Origin of the sequence: Zobellia uliginosa (assembly GCF_900156625.1) — a bacterium.
Lineage (GTDB): Bacteria > Bacteroidota > Bacteroidia > Flavobacteriales > Flavobacteriaceae > Zobellia > Zobellia uliginosa.
Window position 1 is genome coordinate 1,064,113 of record NZ_FTOB01000001.1, and the last position, 19,164, is coordinate 1,083,276.

Annotated in this window: 17 protein-coding genes; 5 read left to right on the forward strand and 12 right to left on the reverse strand. The window is 43.6% G+C overall.

The genetic code is table 11. The features are described 5' to 3' along the window. Positions 1 to 71: 71 nt before the first annotated feature. The 10 genes from BW980_RS04460 to BW980_RS04500 form a co-directional block, all read right to left on the reverse strand. Positions 72 to 971 carry a mechanosensitive ion channel family protein gene (locus BW980_RS04460; RefSeq protein ID WP_076453692.1) on the reverse strand — a complete coding sequence of 300 codons (900 nt, stop codon included), beginning with the start codon at positions 969 to 971 and terminating at the stop codon, positions 72 to 74. A 111-nt stretch (positions 972 to 1,082) separates the two neighbouring features. Continuing rightward, positions 1,083 to 1,955, reverse strand: a complete 873-nt coding sequence (locus tag BW980_RS04465) for an SLC13 family permease (protein WP_245799938.1) — start codon at positions 1,953 to 1,955, stop codon at positions 1,083 to 1,085. Positions 1,956 to 2,017: 62 nt separating this feature from the next. Then, a complete protein-coding gene (locus BW980_RS22500; protein WP_175609845.1) occupies positions 2,018 to 2,179 on the reverse strand; it encodes a hypothetical protein in 162 nt (53 codons plus the stop codon). A 38-nt stretch (positions 2,180 to 2,217) separates the two neighbouring features. Continuing rightward, complete coding sequence (hpf, locus tag BW980_RS04470; protein WP_013992442.1) at positions 2,218 to 2,517, reverse strand: ribosome hibernation-promoting factor, HPF/YfiA family; 300 nt, start codon at positions 2,515 to 2,517, stop codon at positions 2,218 to 2,220. A 198-nt stretch (positions 2,518 to 2,715) separates the two neighbouring features. Beyond that, positions 2,716 to 3,741, reverse strand: coding sequence for an AI-2E family transporter (locus BW980_RS04475; RefSeq protein ID WP_076453693.1), 1,026 nt, complete (start codon positions 3,739 to 3,741; stop codon positions 2,716 to 2,718). 37 nt (positions 3,742 to 3,778) lie between these two features. Beyond that, positions 3,779 to 4,018: a DUF7218 family protein gene (locus BW980_RS04480; RefSeq protein WP_076453694.1), complete on the reverse strand. Its 240-nt coding sequence runs from the start codon at positions 4,016 to 4,018 to the stop codon at positions 3,779 to 3,781. A 50-nt stretch (positions 4,019 to 4,068) separates the two neighbouring features. Next, positions 4,069 to 4,812: an SDR family oxidoreductase gene (locus BW980_RS04485; protein ID WP_076453695.1), complete on the reverse strand. Its 744-nt coding sequence runs from the start codon at positions 4,810 to 4,812 to the stop codon at positions 4,069 to 4,071. A 120-nt stretch (positions 4,813 to 4,932) separates the two neighbouring features. Next, positions 4,933 to 5,838, reverse strand: coding sequence for a YihY/virulence factor BrkB family protein (locus BW980_RS04490; RefSeq protein ID WP_076453696.1), 906 nt, complete (start codon positions 5,836 to 5,838; stop codon positions 4,933 to 4,935). Between the two features lie 202 nt (positions 5,839 to 6,040). Next, positions 6,041 to 7,015 carry a serine hydrolase domain-containing protein gene (locus tag BW980_RS04495; RefSeq protein WP_076453697.1) on the reverse strand — a complete coding sequence of 325 codons (975 nt, stop codon included), beginning with the start codon at positions 7,013 to 7,015 and terminating at the stop codon, positions 6,041 to 6,043. A gap of 246 nt (positions 7,016 to 7,261) precedes the next feature. Next, the gene (locus BW980_RS04500; RefSeq protein WP_139327587.1) at positions 7,262 to 7,744 is read right to left on the reverse strand and encodes a hypothetical protein; all 483 of its coding nucleotides are present in this window, start codon (positions 7,742 to 7,744) and stop codon (positions 7,262 to 7,264) included. A gap of 849 nt (positions 7,745 to 8,593) precedes the next feature. Between BW980_RS04500 and BW980_RS04505 the strand changes: the two genes are divergently transcribed. The 5 genes from BW980_RS04505 (at position 8,594) to BW980_RS04525 (ending at position 12,088) form a co-directional block, all read left to right on the forward strand. Next, positions 8,594 to 9,574, forward strand: a complete 981-nt coding sequence (locus BW980_RS04505) for a fatty acid desaturase family protein (RefSeq protein ID WP_083690361.1) — start codon at positions 8,594 to 8,596, stop codon at positions 9,572 to 9,574. Positions 9,575 to 9,583: 9 nt separating this feature from the next. Next, positions 9,584 to 10,741 (forward strand): DEAD/DEAH box helicase, encoded by a 1,158-nt coding sequence (locus BW980_RS04510; RefSeq protein ID WP_076453700.1) that lies wholly within the window; start codon positions 9,584 to 9,586, stop codon positions 10,739 to 10,741. 25 nt (positions 10,742 to 10,766) lie between these two features. Then, entirely contained in the window at positions 10,767 to 10,958 is a 192-nt protein-coding gene (locus tag BW980_RS04515; RefSeq protein ID WP_013992432.1) for a cold-shock protein, read from the forward strand. A gap of 322 nt (positions 10,959 to 11,280) precedes the next feature. Beyond that, positions 11,281 to 11,586: a hypothetical protein gene (locus tag BW980_RS04520; RefSeq protein ID WP_175609846.1), complete on the forward strand. Its 306-nt coding sequence runs from the start codon at positions 11,281 to 11,283 to the stop codon at positions 11,584 to 11,586. Between the two features lie 112 nt (positions 11,587 to 11,698). Next, positions 11,699 to 12,088, forward strand: coding sequence for a helix-turn-helix transcriptional regulator (locus BW980_RS04525; protein WP_076453702.1), 390 nt, complete (start codon positions 11,699 to 11,701; stop codon positions 12,086 to 12,088). 175 nt (positions 12,089 to 12,263) lie between these two features. Here the strand turns inward: BW980_RS04525 and BW980_RS04530 are convergent, their stop codons facing one another. Continuing rightward, positions 12,264 to 15,554, reverse strand: a complete 3,291-nt coding sequence (locus tag BW980_RS04530) for a VCBS repeat-containing protein (RefSeq protein WP_076453703.1) — start codon at positions 15,552 to 15,554, stop codon at positions 12,264 to 12,266. Then, positions 15,544 to 19,071, reverse strand: coding sequence for a VCBS repeat-containing protein (locus BW980_RS04535; protein WP_076453704.1), 3,528 nt, complete (start codon positions 19,069 to 19,071; stop codon positions 15,544 to 15,546). Before BW980_RS04535 ends, BW980_RS04530 begins: the two co-directional genes overlap by 11 nt. Positions 19,072 to 19,164 lie beyond the last annotated feature (93 nt).

Genomic DNA, 19,164 nt, shown 5'->3' on the forward strand with positions numbered 1-19,164 from the left:
CTTTAAGTATGATGAAGGGTACTTTGAACAATGGGGTAATTTGGCCCCGTTGTTTTACGGTCCGCTTGGTCCTAAGACTCCGCTTTGATCCTATGGGTGTTCATATTTAGACGATTCTTTCCGAAATCCAAGGTGCGGATAGGGAAAGGAATATTGATGTCTTTAGCGTCAAAATGATGCTTGATCAGTTTTACGGCTTCATGTCTGGCTTCGAGTTCTTGCTTGGCTCCCTTCATATCGATCCAAAAGCGAACCATAAAATTAATAGAGCTATCCCCGAATTCGGTAAAGAAAAATTCTACCGATTCATTTTTTTTCTGGGGAAAGTTTTCACTGATAATCTTCAATACCAAGTGCTCTACCTCCTGCAGCTTACTCTCGTACCCTATACCACATTTGACGGCAATACGGCTTCTTTCGCTTAGGGAATAGTTCTTAAAAGACCCATCAATAAATTTAGAGTTGGGTATGATTACGTAATTGTTGTCGGGTTGGCGGACGACAATATTGCGTAGGCTTATTTCCGAGACGAATCCTTTAATACCATCACTTTCAATAAAGTCATCAATATTTATTTTTGGCATAAAGGAAAGAATGAGTCCCCCAAAAGTATTGCTCAATGTCCCTTGCAAAGCCAAGCCGATGGCCAGGCCGACGACCCCGGCACCTGCAAGAATACTGGTAAGGACCTTGTCAAGCTCGAGTACGCCCAAGGCGATGAAGAACCCGATTAAAATTACGGTTAAGAAAACAAAGCGCGCAATGATATCTTGAATGGATTGCTGGCTGATACGCTTTAATAAAAACTTTCGCAATAGCTTACGTATGCCCCGTGCGATAAAATAAAACAAGACCATAATAAAAATGGCCATCACGATGTTCGGGAGTTTTAGGATAATGGCATCGAGCCATCCGTCTAACTTACCCCATAATTTAACAATTGAATCTTCTATTGAGAACTTACTTTCCATAATTTATATTTTTATAACATGTTGGTTAATAAGAGGGAAGCCACTACCGCCAGAATAAGGCTCAAAAGGCCACCTATGATTAAAAAATAACTAAACCTGTAGTTTCCTAGGCTATATATAAGCGTGTTGGTTTGGTAGGTTTTCCCATGCATTTATCCGCGATAGGTTCTCTAGGTCGCACAATAGGAGCAGTTCGTCACCCGCCTTAAAGGTGATGTACTTTCCCGGGGAATTGTGGACTCTATGGTTTCGGGTCAGTTTTAGGAGCGTAACATCGGGGTTTTCAAATAGAAAACTTTCTTGAATGGTCTTTCCGACCCATTGCGACCCCGCATTGATATGTACATGGGTCACATAGTTATCAAGGTTATAGTCCTCATCAATATTTTTTGTTTTTCCCCAAGGCAGCCAGTGTAGGGTAAGGGTGAGGTAAACAATTGAAATGATCAGAAAAATAGATCCCAGGAGGGAGAATTCGAAAAACCCTAATTTTTCGGCGCCTAGGTCGGTCGCCACTGAATTTACGATCAAGTTGGTAGAAGTGCCCATAAGGGTGCAAGAACCGCCTAGAATACCCGCAAAAGATATGGGCAATAGCAATTTGCTTTGGGAAACATTGTATTTTTCCGAGAGCTGGTTTACTATTTTAATAAAAACTATAACTACGGCAGTAGTGCTGATAAAGACCGATATACCCGCGGTTACGGACATAAAGAGAGGGGCCATGACATAAAGGGGGAAGCCCTTGATCCGGCCCATGCCCGATGACAGCCCATTGATGACGCCATTCTCTTCTAGGGCAATGGCAAGAATCATTAAGGCAAGAACGGCTATGGTGGCACTGTTGGAAAACCCGCTAATGGCTTCTTCGGGTTTTACCAAACCCAATAGGATAAGGGAAACAATAATCAAAAAGGCGATTTTGTCGACCGGAAAGACCTCGAACACAAATAAGATTACCGTTACCAGTAATACACAAAACATTAAAGTTATTTCCCAAGTCATTTTTTGTTTGGCCTTGAACCGGAGGTACAAGGCCCGATTGATTAGCCTTTTAGTTTTTTTCTCTTCTTCCTTCCTTTGTCCGATTCTTTGCTCTGTATGAGTTTGTATCCCAAGTAGGCAAATTGCATTCCTACCAAGGCAAGTTTGAGTTTTCTACTGCTGGCCAGTGCCGAGGCAATGCCAATAAGCGATGTGGGTCTCATATTCGTTTTTTTTAGTTTTTACATTGGGTGATATCGGTTTAGTGCTCCGACATTTTTTCTTTTATTTTTCGCAGTTGGTGTTCTAGGTCGCGAACGGTCTCGTTCAGGGCCGTATCAAACGTTTCGGCATTGGAGGAGGCGAAGATGCGTGGTCCGGGCATGCTCAAACGGATATCGCAGAACATACCGTAGTCGTCGCTTCGATTTTCAGTCTTGAAAAACACATCGGCGCGATGTACGAAATCGTATTTTTTTTCAAGTTTTTCGAGTTTTTCCTTGGCCAAGCCCTCTAAACGTTGACTGGCCGATACATCGTGATACTCATAGATAATTTGCATAGTATTTTCTTTTGGGTTATAATTTTTGATAGCTCTTGGTCGAGCCGAGCTAGGCTATAATCTAAAGCTAATTAGCCCCATGGTATATTAGGGATACTTTTAAAAAGTGCTTAGCCCGATTAGGTGTATTGTTAGTGCTATAAGATAGCTAGGCGCCTTGGGGCTTCTGATCGGTTGTCCTTTTCCGGTTTTTAAGGGTCAGGCCTCGTTATGACTGGTTTCTTGACCGTATTCCTGTTTATAGATTTGAACGATGATTAGAAAGAGGCTGACAAATAGCGGCCCGAAGATCAATCCGATAAAGCCGAAGAGGGGAATACCGATAAGCACCCCGATCAAGGTTATCAGGGGATGGACATCATCTAACTTTTGGAGGATGTACAATCGGATGATATTATCGGTAGAACCTACTACAACAATGCCGTAAACAAGAATACCCCAAGCCTGAAAGGTGTCTCCGTTCGATAAGGTCAGTATGAATACGGGCAGCGTACCCAACATATTGCCTACAAAGGGAATCATAGACCCTATGGCCACGATGGCCGCCCAAAAAAATGGGTTTTCGATACCGAAAATGAGGAAGCCCAGTAGGGCCACAACCCCTTGGGCAATGGCCACCAAGGGAATGCCAAGGGCGTTGGCGCGTACCATCTGTCTTATTTTACTGCCGATGGTTTTTAAATTTTCCGTGCTGATCGGAATGTATTCATAGAGCGACTCCCGCATTTCCTTACGGTTGGTTAGCATAAAGTAAAGAATGAAATACATGATGCCAATAGCGATAACCGAGGTGAAGGTACTACCGGCCAGCCCCTGTAGCTTGTCGGAAAGCCATCCCGATACGGCCGACACATCAATTTGCGACGACAGGTCGTAGCCCACATAGCGCTCTAAGTTTTCCAGTTGTGACTTTACAGCTTTTACCACCTTTTCGGAGTTGTTGACCGTTTGGCTCACTTTGTTGCCCAACATGAGCACCGCACCGGAAACCGGTATTAAGATGACGATGACCGAGGCAAACATCAAAAGGCCCGCCGCAAGATTGGGTTTCCAGCCCTTTTTGATCAGTCGGGCCATGGGTTTTTTTAGTAAGACATAGAGGGTAATAGCCCCTAGGACCCCCGAAAAATAGGGCGCCATTTCTTTGAAAATGAGTCCGCCTATAAATACTATGAGCAATAGCACGAAAATTTGGCGAATGACTTTTGGATGTATCGATTTCATAGGGCGTAATTAATATGGGAAATGAGGCGGCAACTTACTAATTGTTCCGAAGGGCATGGATAAGCTCTAACTTGCTCATTTTCGAGCGGCCCTCAATGGCTACATTCTTGGCTTGTTCGTAAAGTTCCTCTTTGGTCCGTTCTTCATATGGCTTTGCTTTTCCGCCTTTCTTTCCGGGATGGCTAGAATTGGCTATCCGCGCTGATTTTTCTTTGCTGTACCCCTTGTCCCTGAGTGCCTCGTATCGGTTTTCGTTCTTTATGCTCGGTAAGTCCATTTTATGCGTTTTATAGGTGAATAATCCGTTTCAAATCAAATAGGGGTATTCTATTTTTGTTGCTCTGTGGGCATGATAAAGACATCGTTGATATTGGCCCTGGCAGGTTGTATCAAGGCGTAGTGAATGGCCTCTGCAATGTCTTTCGCTTCTAGAAAGGTCATTTTTTGCATCTCCTTAAAGGTTTCCTTGATATCTTCGTCGGTTATGGTATCGGTGAGTTCCGTAGCGACCGCGCCAGGTTCAATAGATGTTACGTTAATACCATATTTAGGGGCAAGTTCTTGCCTAAGGCCTTCGGAAAACATTTTTACGGCCGATTTTGTAGCGCAATAAACGGCCCCGCCCGGAAAGTAATTGTGGGCCGCACTCGAAGCTATATTGATAATACTTCCACCCTTGTTTTCGATCATGGTCGGAAGTACGGCGGCCACACCGTTCAATACACCTTTAATATTTACGTCTACCATCTTCTCCCATTCGTCCGTCTTTAATTTTTCTACGTAGGAGAGCGGCATTAGACCCGCGTTATTGATAAGGACATCAATTGTTTTGAATTTGCCCAGTGTTTTTTCAACCAATTTCTCGTAATCCGATTTTTTGGTAACGTCTCCCGTTACGATCAAGGCTTCACCGCCCCTTTCCTCAATTTTTTTCTGTATGTCTTTGAGTCGGTCTTCACGTCGTGCGGTAAGTACTACCTTGGCTCCTTCTTTTGATAGTTTAAGGGCGGTCGCTTCACCTATTCCACTTGAAGCTCCGGTAATGATGACTACTTTATTATCTATGTTCATTTTTTTATGTTTTTAAATTGAAAGTTATAGTGTGGCAAAGGTTTCGATTTGGGGTGTAAGGGCTTGATCACATCAAGAAAAATATTGACTATAACCGTGCACTAGGGAAGGGAGAAGGGGTTATTCAATCAACTTTTCGGAAGATTCCTTGGGGACCCCATGCCCATATCGTCTGGCATAGACCCATGTGAATTCGGCCCCGAAGAAAAGGATCAGACACGAGTAGGAAACCCATAGAAGAATCAGAACTATGGTACCTGCCGCGCCATAGGTAGAGCCTGGGTCTGCCTCGCCAAAATAATACCCTAAGAGCGACTTGCCCAGAACAAAAAGAACGGCGGTGATAAGGGCGCCTATCCAGACCGTTTTCCAGCGTATTTTCGTATCTGGGAGATAGCGGAAAATCAAGGCGAAGAGTATGGTAATTATTCCTACGGAAACAGCAAAATCAAGAATATAGGCAATGTAAACGATTACGTCGGGCAATATACTGCGGATGTATCCGTTAAGGGCCGAAATGGCAGCCGTGACCAAAAAGCTGATGAGCAACAAAAATCCTATGGCGAGAATAAAGGCGAAGCTTCGGGCCCTATCGATAAGCATTTTTACGAAATTGGAATCGGGTTTGGGGTCGACCTCCCAAATCTGGTTAAGCGATAATTGCAAGTGGTAGAAAACCCCAGTGGCCCCAAATATCAAGGTGCCTATACCAAGAATACTGGCAACGGTGCTACGGTCTTTGTTTTGAGTCTCGATCATCATCGACTGTATGGCCTCGGCGGCATCACGCCCCAGGGCACTCGATATTTCTTGGGTGAGCTCACCCTGAACGATTTCCGTACCCCAGACCGAACCTACCAGATTGACGATAATCACTAAAAGTCCGGGTAAGGAAAGCACTGCATAGTAGGCGATAATGGCACTCAGCCGAAAGGGGTCATCGGCCTCCCAAGCCTTGTAGGTGTCTACAATAAGCCGTGGCAGGTGTTTGAGTTTAAATCTTTTTTCAGAATCTGTAGCTGTCATAGGTTTAGGCTAAGGTATGGTCTGCATACCTGCTCATGGTAAAATTAGCCTTAGGCTTTTCAAGGGCTTGACCGAAAAGCGTAATGTTTTAATGGGATTGCATCATGCGGGCTATGCTCTTTTATGGGAAGGCGGTTGAGGTAGGGAAATAAAAACCATCGGGCGGACCGATGGCTACGGGAACAGGAAGGAAGTCCTGATCTTATATTTCGAGTTGGGGAAGGAGCCGTTGCTGAATGAGCGAGACCCTGTCTTTGGCGCGGGGCATAAATCGGGAGGTTAGGGCAACGACCGTTTTCTTTTCCGGGCTCACGTAAATGATGTTCCCGCCATCACCAATGGCAGCAAAGCAAGGGTTTTCTTTCCCCTCAATAATCCACCAGAGATAACCATAGTGTCGCTCTTTCCAGCGACTATGTGTTTTGGTGCTTGTTTCTACCCATTCTTCGGATACGATCTGTCGGTTTCGCCACTGGCCTTTATTGAGGTAGAGTTGGCCAATTTTTGCCATGTCCCGTGCGCTTAAGGTTAGTCCCCAACCCGCTGTATTGATCCCTTTGGGGTCGATAACCCAACCCTTGACATATTTATCTTTGAGGAAGGCAAAATGTTCTTCCTTGTTATGGATGCTTACGTTAGGGGGTGTTTTGATGTTTAGGGGCCTGAACAAGTGTTCCGTAGCAAAATTGAGTACAGCGGTTTTAGTGGCGTTCGCGAGTATTCCTGATAATACCTGTAGCCCTACGGTGGTGTATTTAAAATCACCGCTTAAAGTTTTTCCTCCCAATAGATCCAATACTGCCTTTGTCCAATCGTCGCTCGAATACACTTTGGTATAGGGTTCGTATTTGAATTTGAAGGGTGCGGTCATGGTAAGCAAGTGCTTTAGCTTTACTTTTTGGATGGTTTTCTCCCTTTTTTTGATGAGGTATTCCGGGAAAAAATCCAAGACATTTTGATTTACACTAGTGATAAAGCCCTTGTCTATGGCGATGCCTATGAGAATGGACAATACACTTTTGGTCACCGACGCGATATGAACCGTATCGTTCGGGCCGTATCCTTGAAAGTAGCTTTCGTAGGCCATTTTGTCGTCTTTTAGAACTACGATGCCCGCAATGTTATCATAGTCCTTCTGTATGAGTTCCACCAGCTCTTTTTGAAGTTGTTTCGTCATGGTCAAGGTATCTTTTTTTTATGCGTAAATGATTTGACAAATGTTTCTTGACTGTATAAGGCTTCCTCCCTAAGATCGATTGATCAAGGGAAAGTTTGCAATTGAAGATAGCACATTTACCTAATTTAGGCTAGGGGGAAAAACGCAAAGTACCGGGTTTTGACCGCTATTTTTTAAAAGAGTAGAAGAGTTGTTGTGAATTGCAGGATGTTCTAAGGTTTTATAAAAAAGCGGAAGGTTTTTGGTCTATTTCAAGGCTGTGGTCAAATGCTCCAAGTAGGTGTCGGTATATTTTTCCCCGAAACTGTCAATGGCAATGGCAAAACCCAAATGCAGGATAAGGGCCGTAAAGATGCCGAACAAGATAGATTTTGATGCTAGAAAGGACATGGTCACGACCAATGCCACAATTACGATTCCGTAGATCAGTTTAAGCCAGAAGAAAGATTTTAAGGCCTTTTGGGTGGCTAGGGATTCGGCTTGAAGAAATTTGGAACGATTACTTTGGTAGGTAGATATCTTATGTTCTATTTTCTTTGGGTACTTCAGGTAGGTAGAAAACATGGCGGCCATTTCCAGGAGCCCGATGACGATCATGGTCGTAGCGAAAACCTTATGGACGGAGAACATCATGAGGAGCAGACCGAGCACTACTGAAGCCGTACCGATTATTCCCGCGAAAAGGTATAGTGTTTTTTCGCTCTTAAAAAAGTCCGATATAAATTCCATAATCGAGGGTTCGTTTTGCACTAGGCCTTTGTTTTGGGTAAGCATGGTGTTTTTCTTGTCTTCGTTGGTTTTGGTTCGAATGGTATGGGTAGGGAATATAGTGAAAATCCTGTTAGTACCTAAAACCGACTATAGAAGGGGAAGGATATTTTCTTGGTCATAAGAGTAGATTTTTTAGGGGAGTTTCAATACCTTATTCTCTGTTGAAATGGGAAAAATAAAAGGATGGGCCCCGAGCCGTAAAAGTTTGTTTTTTTACTCGATAATTGAGATTAAATGCTCCGAATCTTGCCTCAAAATCAAGATGTATTCCTTTTAATGCTTCGCGGGCTTGCCCCGAGGTAGTTGACGCTGTTTTGAGAAAGGGACAAGGCAAGAAAGAGAAAAATAATAATGGGAAGCGAAACTAGGGCCATCCGTTTGTGGTGCGGGGTTTTTGTCTTATTGTCGGCTGTAAATGAGTAGGTTAAAAATATCATTTATGTAGGATAATTAGGTCAGTCGGAATATTTGACCTATCTTTGTCACTGTTCTGGGTATGAAAATTGAATCCCACGACTAAGATAAATAGTAAAAATAGGCTACTCCTCCAGTAGTTCTCCGTTAAGCAATTCTTCACTAGATTTTACTTCAACGTTTCAATTTGATTTCACAAGTCGAATATCATTTTTACCCTTTCTCGAAGTAAATATTGTTTAACTAATTTCTTTTCCTATTAAAAATTTAACCTTTTCTAGATCAGTAAGCTCTGATTTTTCCAAAACGCTGAAAGTTCGTGTTTCGGAATATTTTAAAAGCACAGAAAAAAGTAGATACGGCAATACACCTATGGTTTTTAAAACCGCTATTATGTTGTTGTTGTTCTTCACGCCATTATCAATCATCATTTTCTCATCGATAACCAGTGTTCCATTACTGTTCGGTCTTTATATTCTGAGCGGCCTAGGTATGGCCGGTATCGGTATGGGAGTAATGCACGATGCGATCCACGGCTCCTACTCAAAGAACAAGACGATTAACCGGATCATGGGCTACACCATTAATTTAATTGGTGCGAACGACAAGGTTTGGAGGCTACAGCACAATGTGCTTCACCATAGCTTTACCAATATCGATGAGCATGACGATGATATCAATGCTCCTTTTTTCCTGAGGTTTTCCCCCCATGCAAAACGGAACAAACTACATAAGTACCAACATTATTATGCTTGGTTCTTTTACGGACTATCGACCATTTCGTGGGTTACATCAAAAGACTTTATCCGATATAAGCGATACTATAAAATGGGATTGATCAAAGATCGAAGCACCTATAGAAAAGGTATGATGAAGATTATAGCGTGGAAACTGCTGTATTATTCCTATGCCTTGGTACTGCCGATCGTTTTGACCGCTTTTGCACCTTGGACCGTAGTGTTGGCCTTTTTGGCCATGCATTTTGTAACTGGGTTAAGCATCTCCTTGGTCTTTCAAACGGCCCACGTTTCTCCCAATGCCGCATTTCCCCTGCCGGACGAAAACGGACATTTGGAATCGGGACGCCTGGCCCACCAGTTGGAAACCACCTGTAATTTTGCACAAAAAAGTGTGCTCCTATCATGGTTGATAGGTGGCCTTACCCATCAAATAGAACATCACCTTTTTCCGAACATTTCGCATGTACATTACCGGAAAATAGCACCGATCGTTAAACGGACCGCAGAAGAGTTCGGACTGCCCTATCATTCCAATGGCTCTTTTGTTTCTGCCGTCTCTAAACATTTTCAAATGCTCCGAGACCTGGGGCGTATGGATATGCTTCCTATCGAAGCAATTCCCACAAATCAATAAAATACAAGAATGAATTATAAAAAGAATAAGTTCCGGACGAAAACGTCCGGAAGAAGGCCGGCCTCTACCTTAAACCCAGAATTGCTGGTCAAGAAATCAACAGGGGTTTCAGTAACACCTTTTGAGTCGGAACGTAGTTTCGACCAGTTGGAACTGCATCGTACACTGTTGAAAAACATAGAGGAAAAGGGATATAAAAGCCCTACCGAAATACAAGAAAAGTGCATTGATCCATTGATGTCGGGCAAAGACCTCATAGGTATTGCCGCCACCGGTACGGGTAAAACGGCCGCTTTTCTAATTCCCATGGTGCAGCAAATGCTCGCCTCTAAGGGTATCACCGGATTGGTGGTCGTGCCTACCAGGGAATTGGCACAACAGGTGTACAGCGAATTTAAATCGTTGACCAAGGGTACCGCTTTGTCGGCTGCCTGTTTTATAGGAGGAACCAGCGTGAACAAAGACAGTTCGCTGGCCAGAAGAAATCGAAGCCTGATCGTAGGTACCCCGGGAAGGTTGAACGACCTGATCGATAGGAAAGCCCTAAACACCCGAGCACGTTCCGTTTTGGTCTTGGATGAATTTGATAGAATGCTCGATATGGGCTTTATCAAAGACATCAGGAAGATTGTATCGGGAATGCACGGCAGAAGGCAGACCATGCTCTTTTCGGCTACCGTAGACCCGTCACAAGAAAGGGTGATCAATGAAATTATTGGAGACCCCTTACGGATCAGTGTGTCTAGCGGCACGAAATCTAGCGACAATGTTGATCAAAGTATCATCAGGGTCGGTAGGGACGAGAATAAGTTCGAAGTCCTTTTTAACCTTGTCAACGAGCCCTCTTTCAAAAAGGTACTGTTGTTCGCGGAAACCAAAAGAGGAGTAGATAAATTAAGTAAGCAGCTTATGCAATCAGGGATTCGGTCTGACGTGATCCATGGCAACAAATCACAGAACTACCGATCTAGGGCCATTGAGTTGTTCAAATCGGGTAAAACCAAAATATTGGTGGCAACGGATGTTGCGGCCAGGGGAATTGACATAAAGGGGGTAACCCATGTCATCAATTACCAATTGCCCCAAACCATGGATAGCTATATCCATAGAATAGGTAGGACCGGCCGGGCAGAGCGCACGGGAACGGCCTACACGTTCGTCAATTAATAAACATTAAATAAATAATATAATAATGAAAGAAGGAACAGTAAAATTTTTTAATGATGCGAAAGGATTCGGTTTTATAACACCGGCCAATTCGGATCAAGACATTTTCGTACACGCATCGGGTCTAATCGATGAGATACGTGAAAATGACCAAGTTCAATTTGAAACGGAACAAGGTAAAAAAGGCTTAAACGCCTTTAATGTTGAAGTGATTTAACATTTTAAAGAAATAGATTGTTGAGAAGCGGCTCTTTTTAAGAAAGGGGCCGCTTTTTTATGACTATGTCCGTGGCACAAACCATGTATGCATCGGAGGATGTGTCAACGACAGAATGGACTATGGGTCAAACCTGTAATTTAATGTTCAATATATCGTGACGCTATTTATTGAACATATGAGTAGGTTAAAGTTTTTACATTACACTGTAAATATTGATACCTAAAGAATGGATTTTAATCTAAAGAGACTAACTTTTTTAAGTCTAGGCTCGATATTGTTATTTGGTTCCTGTGGCGAAATAAAGAACAAGCCCGATGGTATGGCTGAAGCTAAAGCCAAGGAATGGGAGGAGCTGGTGAAGAAACATACGGATACCTCCGTAAAGGTTTTTGGGCATTATGCTGCCGTCAAGTTGCCGATAGACAAGGGTGTTCCCTTGTGGAACCCCACTAATGTGGCTATTGGTCCCGATGGTGTTATGTATGCCGCTAATTACACGGGTGAAATCTATTCGCTTCAAGATACCGATGGTGATGGCTTGGAAGACGAGGCAAAATTGTTCTGTGATGTAAAGGATGATGGGTTGCGATATCCCACATCCATGATATTTAAGGAAAACAAGTGAGGTTCTAAATGTTTGCTTCACTGAAATCGGAAAATGTATAGAAGAATCAAAAACTGAAGGTCAGATTCCACATTCAAAGCTTACCATACTGATAAACCAGTTGTTGTTGCAAATGCTCGATCTGTTCAGAAAGGGCCAAGTGGAATTGGATGAATCCTTGATCGTTAACCTTCGAACGGTAGAAATATTCTTAGACCACCTTCGGACAGATTTCGAGAGGCATTGGACCTTGGATGAAATGGCTGGACATTGCGGTATGGATATAACTAGCCTGACAAAGTATTGTAAACAGCTTTCAAATTTGACCCCGATTAATTATCTCATTAAAATAAGGCTTGAAGCGGCTGCAAAAATGCTGCTCGATGATGAAGATAAGGGGGTTGGGGAAATAAGTTATGACTGTGGTTTTTCGAGTAGCCAATACTTTGCGACTCGGTTTAGAAAGCAGTACGCCGTTTCACCGAAAGATTATCGGGCAAATTTACTGCTTGCCAAAAAGTAGTTGTAAGCTATAATTCCTCAAAATATCACTAATACTAGTTTATGCTTAGGTCATTCGTATGCGTCGCATCTGCTCCTAGAACAGGTCGAGCGATATGGGTATGAACGGATACATGGAAGGATGCAACTAAGATTTCGTAATCGTATGGATATAGTTATACAAAAATTTTCAAGGTTCAATTCTTTTTAACAAAGGCCTTTAATGTGGAAGAATTGGAACTCACCAATAGTATAGGGCGGCCCGAGGCCCCTGTGATAATTTCAATGTCACGGGCATCGTCATCTACAAAAAATCCGCTTATATTTCCTTTGATGGGAGCAAATGTCCCTTTCCCATCTCCCATTAAAGAAAGTCCGATCGAGGCATCATGGTTGCCCACAGACGCATCATAGCTATAGTCGTTACCTGCAAGAAGAACATCTAAGTTGCCGTCCGCATCAATATCCGTGACCTGAATGGTTTGTACCGGGGCAAGTTGGGCTTCAATGGGCAACGCGCTCAACTTGAATCTTCCCTTGCCCAAGTTCTCTATATAGGCGCTTTCAAAAGTTTGACTCTTGACCACATAGGCATTTTCTATTTCTTCGGGAAGAAAGGCTTCTTCAAAAGTGACGTTGGAATACGATTCAAATGTTGTAAATCGGCCCTTCATTGCCGGAATTTGTCCGATTATGGCATCCCTAGGGGGCGCGGGGTAGTTCTTTCCCTTAATGTAGTAGCACATAACGGGGTCAAGGGTGCCGTTCTTGTCGTAATCATTAGTGTAGATGCATAAGGGTTCCTTGACGGAGGCCTTGTACTTGCTGTTTAAGCCTAGGTTTCCGGCTATGTAGTCTATATCCCCATCATTATCGAAATCTCCTTGGGCAAGGCTGTTCCACCAACCGTAAGATTCTGCCAAACCTGCGTTCTCGGTTTCTTCGGAAAAAGTGGTGCCCTTGTTTTTGAAGATTCGAATGGGCATAAATTCGCCTGTAATTACCAAGTCTAAGAGGCCATCCTTATCCATATCTGTCCACAGCGCGGCGGTAACCATTCCGGCTTCCTGTAATGGGGCACACATGCTAGGGGTGACATCGGTGAATGTCCCGTTGTCGTTTCTTAAGATAAAGCTCTTTGCGGGCATAGGGTATTCTCCGGGAACGAGTCTTCCTCCTACGAATATGTCAAGGTCGCCATCGGCATCATAATCGCCTGTTGCCACTGGCCCCCCGGAAGTTGTTATTTGGGGAAGGGCATCGGGGCTGAGCTCAAAATTTCCCAAGCCGTCGTTTGTGTAGAGTCGGTCTTGATAGAGGCTATTGTTTTTCGGGAATTCAGAACCCCCGCTTACAACGTATAGGTCTAGGTCGCCATCACCATCGGCATCAAAAAACAAGGCATCCGTATCTTCGTTTGCTATTTCCGAGCCTAAGGGCCGTTGGCTAAAGCTTCCGTCTTGCTCTTGAACAAAGAACAAGCCGCTGTGCCCTTTTGATCCCCCCATGTAAAAATCCTCTAAATTATCGCCATTGATATCCCCAACGGCAAGTTTGGGCCCCAATCGGGAGTGCATATGGGGTAGGAGCGGCTGTTTGTTAAAGTCGATATAATTGTTCTCCTTGTGCTCTACCGCAATGCCCATTTCTTCGGCAATATCGGCAAACAATTGGGGAGGCTGTGGAGTGCTTGTATCTGTGGACGTTTTTGCGTTTTTGTAGTCCAGAACAAGTAATGTGTCGCTCTTGATATTGCGCAATATCTGTATTTTTCTATCGGGCCAGGTAATCTTAAGGCTGTCGATCGCGGGGAATTGTGCAAGTCCGAAATGAATATTGTGGTCGATGCTCGAGGCATATCCTCTTGTGAGGAAGTGCTCGTAATACTGCGAAGCACCTTTTGTGAACAAGCTGATTTTTGCACCTATGCCATCTTGGTTTTTATCGCTTCCTTTTAACCGTAATTTGAGATAGTGCTTGTTCTCTGTTCGGTCTATGTTGTTTCTAAGGATGCTGGCTTTTTCATTGATATTGTTGATTACCAGATCTAGGTCTCCGTCGTTGTCAAGGTCGACATAAGCGGCCCCGTTCGAAAGACTGGGTTCGACGGCCGCCCATTCCTTTGAAGTATTGGTAAAGGTCAGGTCTCCGTTGTTTTTGAAGAAATAGTTAGGAATGGCGGCACTTGGCAATTCTTTTATTTCTTTGATTTTGCTCTCTTTTTTCGCCGTTTCCGTACCAAAAAAAGTAGAGCTTTGCTGTTGGTAATTGATATAGTCTAAATTGCCCACGTCTCTTCTGAACCCGTTCGTGATAAATACATCCCTAGTTCCGTTGTTGTCGTAATCGGCCAATAGAACGCTCCAGCTCCAGTCCGTACTGCTAATACCGGCCAAGTATGATATTTCGCTAAAGGAGTCGTTGCCGTTGTTTATCTGCAGGGTATTGCGGGTGTATTGTTCCTTATAGCCCTTTCTTTTGAGCATGTTGAATTTGTCGTAGCTGACCGACGGAATAAGGTTTTTAAGTCTTTTGTTTTCTTCCGGAAGCATATCCAAGACTACGATATCGGTTTTGCCATCGTTATTGACGTCGGAAATATCATTGCCCATACCGGCAAAGCTGGTGTGTTTTAATTGTTCTTGAGATTGGTCTGCGAACGTGCCGTCCCCATTGTTGATGTACATAACATCATTGGTCAAAAAATCATTTGAGATATAGACATCGGGCCATCCGTCATTATTTAGGTCACTGATGCCAAGTCCTAAGCTATATCCTTCAATGCGAATTCCAGATTCATAGGAAACATCGGTAAAAGTACCATCTCCATTGTTTCTGTAGAGTTTGTCCGTACTAGGGGCTTGTCCGTCCAAGAGTTTGGGCCGTACGGAATTTACGTTAGACATGGTGTAATTCACCGGATTGATGATCAAGAACAAATCCAAATCGCCGTCTAGGTCATAATCGAAAAAAGCGGATTGTGTGACTTGGGAGGTATCTGCAATACCATAGGCCTGGGCCTGTTCTGTAAATGTATTGTCCTTGTTGTTGATGTATAATAGATTGGCCCGGTTTTTTGGCACGTCGGAACCGGAGACGTTAACGTAAATATCTGACCATCCGTCTTGATTTATATCTATTATGTTTACGCCCGTACACCAGCTGGAATTTTCTAGGCCGGCACTTTTGGTAATGTCCTCGAATACAAAATCGCCTTTGTTCAGATAGAGTTTGTTCGACACGATATTTCCCGAAAAAAAGAGGTCGGGTAGTCCGTCGTTATTGAAATCTCCGATTCCTACGCCCCCACCCGTATAAACGTTCATAAAATTGAACATGTTGTGGGTGTCGTCTTCCTCAATTTCATTGGAGAAATCGACTTGACTATGGGAGGCGGCTATTGGGGTAAAGAGCTGGTCGGGGTTTTCTTTACAAGAAAATTGGGCGAAACCAACTAGTGTCAATAAAAATAAAAGTTTACTCCTCATGGCTTATTTTTATTTGTCTCATTTGTCCGAGGAAAGAGAAGATTTCTACGGTCTCCGTGGTTTTTGGGTCTATTTTTAGGCTTCGTGATGTCTGGCTTAAGTAAGAGTTTCCGTAATGGAATTCTTGCTTATACGGACTCCCATTTTTTGGATGGATAATGGCATAAGCCTCGTTTGGGGCGATTGGGATCGTTTCTTTTTGGGAAGCGTAGGTATAGGCTTTTACCGGGCCGAGGTTTTGGCTTGCCACGACTACGGGCTCGCCGTTAGCGGATTGAAGTTGAACGATAGCTTTGGCGTCACCGTCAATTTTTAATCCGCTTTCCGAAGTATTGACCGCTTTGAAATTACCTTCTCCATCACCTAACAGACAAAGACCAGAGAAGGCATCATAGGCCCCTGTTAGGGCTTCAACGGAGTGCATATTCCCTACTAAAAGCAGGTCTGGGTTGTTGTCGTTATTGTAATCTTGGACTTCCATTCCGAAAATGGGTGCAAACTGTGCTTCTAGGGGAAGGGGAGTTGTTTTGAATTTGCCGTTTCCTAGGTTTTCAAGGTATGCGCTGCTGAACATTTCGGCCTTGAGGGTATAGGTGTCTTTTAGTTCTTCTTCTGAAAAGGCTTGGTCGAAAGGTGTATTGGCATACGATTCAAAGGTTCTGAAACGGGCTTTCATTGCATTTATTTGACTGCTTAAGACATCCCTGGCGTGTATGATCTGCTCTTGACCTTGAAGGAAGGTGGTCGTTATGGGGTCAATGGCCCCATTTTTATCAAAGTCTTTGGCGTATATGGTCATCGGTTCTTCAGGACTCACCTTGTAGCAGCTGTTCAGGCCTAGGTTTCCCAGTATATAGTCCGTATCCCCATCCATGTCAAAATCGGCGGATGCAATACTGTTCCACCAACCGTTGGCATTTTTAATTCCGGTATGCTTTGAAACATCGTTGAATACCCCTTTTTCGTTTTTCAGGAATATAGGCGACATGTATTCGCCGACGAGGATAAGGTCGATAAAGCTATCGTTGTCGAAATCGGTGAAAAGGGCATCGCTTAACATGCCTAATTCTCCGTTGCCCTGGAGGACGGTTTGGGTGGCGTCAACAAAGCTTCCGTTTTCATTTACCAAAAGATAGCTTTTGGGAGATAGGGGGTAAGAGCCGTCGATGTATCTTCCTCCAATGAACAGGTCTATATCGCCATCTTTGTCAAAATCGGCCGCCCTGATAAAGGAGCCGGAGTTCGGTCTTGTAAAGAGAGTGCTTTCCGAAAATACCCCGTTACCATCGTTCGTGTATAGTCTGTCGGTATAGTCGTTAGAGGTATTGGGGGTGCGTTCTCCCCCGCTAATGACCAAAAGGTCTAAATCGTTATCATGGTCTATATCTATCAACAATGCCCCCATATCTTCATGCGATTCACCATTTTCCAGTATTCTTTCGGTGAAGCTTCCGTTCGCTTGTTGTATGAAAAAACTCCCGTTTTGCCCTTTGCCTCCGCCAATGTAAAAGTCTTCTAAGCCATCGCCGTTAATATCGCCTACGGCCATGCCCGGCCCCAGCCTTGAAGTCATTTTTATTAAAGTTGGCTGTGCATTAAAGTCGATGAATTTCTTCTCTTTATGTTGGTATGTGATACCGATATCATCGGATATTTCTTTGAATAGGTGTAGGCTGTCTTTTTGTTTATGGACTTTGACGGCCTCTGCTTCTTGGTATTTTAAAAGAAGGGATTGATTGGTTGGAACATCGGTCAAAACCTGGTAGGTGCCATTGGGCCAGGTTATTTTTAAGGAGTCTATTTTTTTTGTGGCCCCCAGGCCGAAGTGCAGCCTGTTGTCCATTGTAGATAAATAGCCCTTGACCGGGGAATAGAATTGATATTGTTTGGTGTCTTTGGTGTATAAGGTGACTTCCGAACCTATAAAATCGTCAAGTCCTTGAAGAAGGATGGAAATGTAATTGGTGCTATCCGAAACTTGATCTGTAGCGGAAATGGTCATGTTTTGATAAAGGTGTGCCTTGTCGTCAATATTGTTCACGACCAAATCTAGATCACCGTCATTGTCAAGGTCGGCATATGCCGCACCGTTAGAATAGCTTGGGGTGTCGATTCCCCAGTCTAAAGACTTGTCTTCAAAAGTTAGGTTTCCCTTGTTTTTATAGATGTAGTTGTGAAGTTTTACCTCGGGCAAAGCTTTCAATTTTTTCAATTTTTCTTTGTGGATGGCCGTGGGGTCGCCAAAAGGCCCTTGTTGTTGTCCGTATACGATAAAGTCTAAATTGGTGACATCCCTTCTATATCCATTGGTGATAAAAATATCTTTAAAGCCGTCATTGTCAAAATCGGCAATCAAGGGAGACCAGCTCCAATCCGTAGCGCTAATACCGGAAAGCTGGCCGATTTCGCTAAAGCTGCCGTTCCCATTGTTCAACTGGAGTGTGTTTCGTACGTATTGGGGGGTGTATCCAAAATCGGTATCAAGAACGAGCTTGTCATAGCTGAAGTAGCCAATAGTTTGTTTTAAACGCTTGTTGTCTTGGGGCATCATATCCAATACGACAATATCGGAAAGAGCATCGTTATTGATGTCTGAAATGTTCAGTCCCATTCCGTTATAGCTCTGGTGCTTCAAGTAGTCGGTAATCTTGTCGGAAAATGTGCCATCACCGTTGTTTATGTACAAAATGTCATTGGTCAAAAAATCATTGGAAACGTAGATATCTAGCCATCCGTCTTGATTGAGGTCGCAAACCGCAACCCCGAGGCCAAAGCCTTCGATGGTAATGCCGGCCTCCTTCGATATGTCGGTGAAGGTATTATCGCCATTATTGCGATAAAGTCTATCGGTACTTGGGGCCTCTCCATTGGTGATTTTTGGTCTTGAGGTATTTCGGTTGTAGGGAACCAAGGCGTTGGTCAAAAGGTATAGGTCTAGATCACCATCTTTGTCGTAGTCGAAAAATACCGATTGTATGCTGTAGCCCGTATCGGCCACTCCAAAGGTCTTGGCCACTTCCTTAAAAGTGCCATCGCCATTGTTGAGGTAGAGAAGGTTGGCCATTTTTTCTTCCGAGGTGTTTCTGGGCCCGCCTTTGCTGATGTACATATCGATAAAACCATCTTGGTTTACGTCGTGAAAAGCCACTCCGTTACACCATCCCGTGGTCTCAACGTTGGCCTCCTTTGTAATGTCTTTGAATTTGAGGTTGCCTAGGTTGCGGTATAGTTTTCCGGGGACTTGGTTGCCTGAGAAATAAATGTCTTGTAATCCGTCATTATCGATATCGCCTATAGCTACCCCACCTCCGTTGAACATAAATTCAAAGTCGAGAATATTGGTCGTATCGTTTTCCGATAAGGTGTTTATGAAGTCTATGGAGCTGTCTGTGGAAGGAAGAAGTTTGAAAATGGGGCTTTTGGAATTCTTCGGGGTGCAGCTTGAAATAAGGAGACCCAATATGCCAATAAGGGATAGTTTGCAAGCAGAACGTTTTATTTGCTTTTGGCGTATCATTCTAAGTTTGTCCTTTGTTTTTACTGAAAATGTAGAGGTTAGATGCACTTACAATACGTATTAGATGCGCTCAATATAATTAAATATGTTTAA

Excerpts from the sequence above, each read along its gene's own strand:
- BW980_RS04495 (WP_076453697.1), bottom strand. The coding sequence starts at position 7,015 with ATGACGAAACAACTTCAAAAAGAGCTGGTGGAACTCATACAGAAGGAC.
- BW980_RS04500 (WP_139327587.1), bottom strand. The coding sequence starts at position 7,744 with ATGGAATTTATATCGGACTTTTTTAAGAGCGAAAAAACACTATACCTT.
- BW980_RS04485 (WP_076453695.1), bottom strand. The coding sequence starts at position 4,812 with ATGAACATAGATAATAAAGTAGTCATCATTACCGGAGCTTCAAGTGGA.
- BW980_RS04535 (WP_076453704.1), bottom strand. The coding sequence starts at position 19,071 with ATGATACGCCAAAAGCAAATAAAACGTTCTGCTTGCAAACTATCCCTT.
- BW980_RS04530 (WP_076453703.1), bottom strand. The coding sequence starts at position 15,554 with ATGAGGAGTAAACTTTTATTTTTATTGACACTAGTTGGTTTCGCCCAA.
- hpf (WP_013992442.1), bottom strand. The coding sequence starts at position 2,517 with ATGCAAATTATCTATGAGTATCACGATGTATCGGCCAGTCAACGTTTA.
- BW980_RS04460 (WP_076453692.1), bottom strand. The coding sequence starts at position 971 with ATGGAAAGTAAGTTCTCAATAGAAGATTCAATTGTTAAATTATGGGGT.
- BW980_RS04480 (WP_076453694.1), bottom strand. The coding sequence starts at position 4,018 with ATGGACTTACCGAGCATAAAGAACGAAAACCGATACGAGGCACTCAGG.
- BW980_RS22500 (WP_175609845.1), bottom strand. The coding sequence starts at position 2,179 with ATGAGACCCACATCGCTTATTGGCATTGCCTCGGCACTGGCCAGCAGT.
- BW980_RS04465 (WP_245799938.1), bottom strand. The coding sequence starts at position 1,955 with ATGTTTTGTGTATTACTGGTAACGGTAATCTTATTTGTGTTCGAGGTC.
- BW980_RS04525 (WP_076453702.1), top strand. The coding sequence starts at position 11,699 with ATGCTCGATCTGTTCAGAAAGGGCCAAGTGGAATTGGATGAATCCTTG.
- BW980_RS04510 (WP_076453700.1), top strand. The coding sequence starts at position 9,584 with ATGAATTATAAAAAGAATAAGTTCCGGACGAAAACGTCCGGAAGAAGG.
- BW980_RS04490 (WP_076453696.1), bottom strand. The coding sequence starts at position 5,838 with ATGACAGCTACAGATTCTGAAAAAAGATTTAAACTCAAACACCTGCCA.
- BW980_RS04515 (WP_013992432.1), top strand. The coding sequence starts at position 10,767 with ATGAAAGAAGGAACAGTAAAATTTTTTAATGATGCGAAAGGATTCGGT.
- BW980_RS04520 (WP_175609846.1), top strand. The coding sequence starts at position 11,281 with ATGGCTGAAGCTAAAGCCAAGGAATGGGAGGAGCTGGTGAAGAAACAT.
- BW980_RS04505 (WP_083690361.1), top strand. The coding sequence starts at position 8,594 with ATGTTGTTGTTGTTCTTCACGCCATTATCAATCATCATTTTCTCATCG.
- BW980_RS04475 (WP_076453693.1), bottom strand. The coding sequence starts at position 3,741 with ATGAAATCGATACATCCAAAAGTCATTCGCCAAATTTTCGTGCTATTG.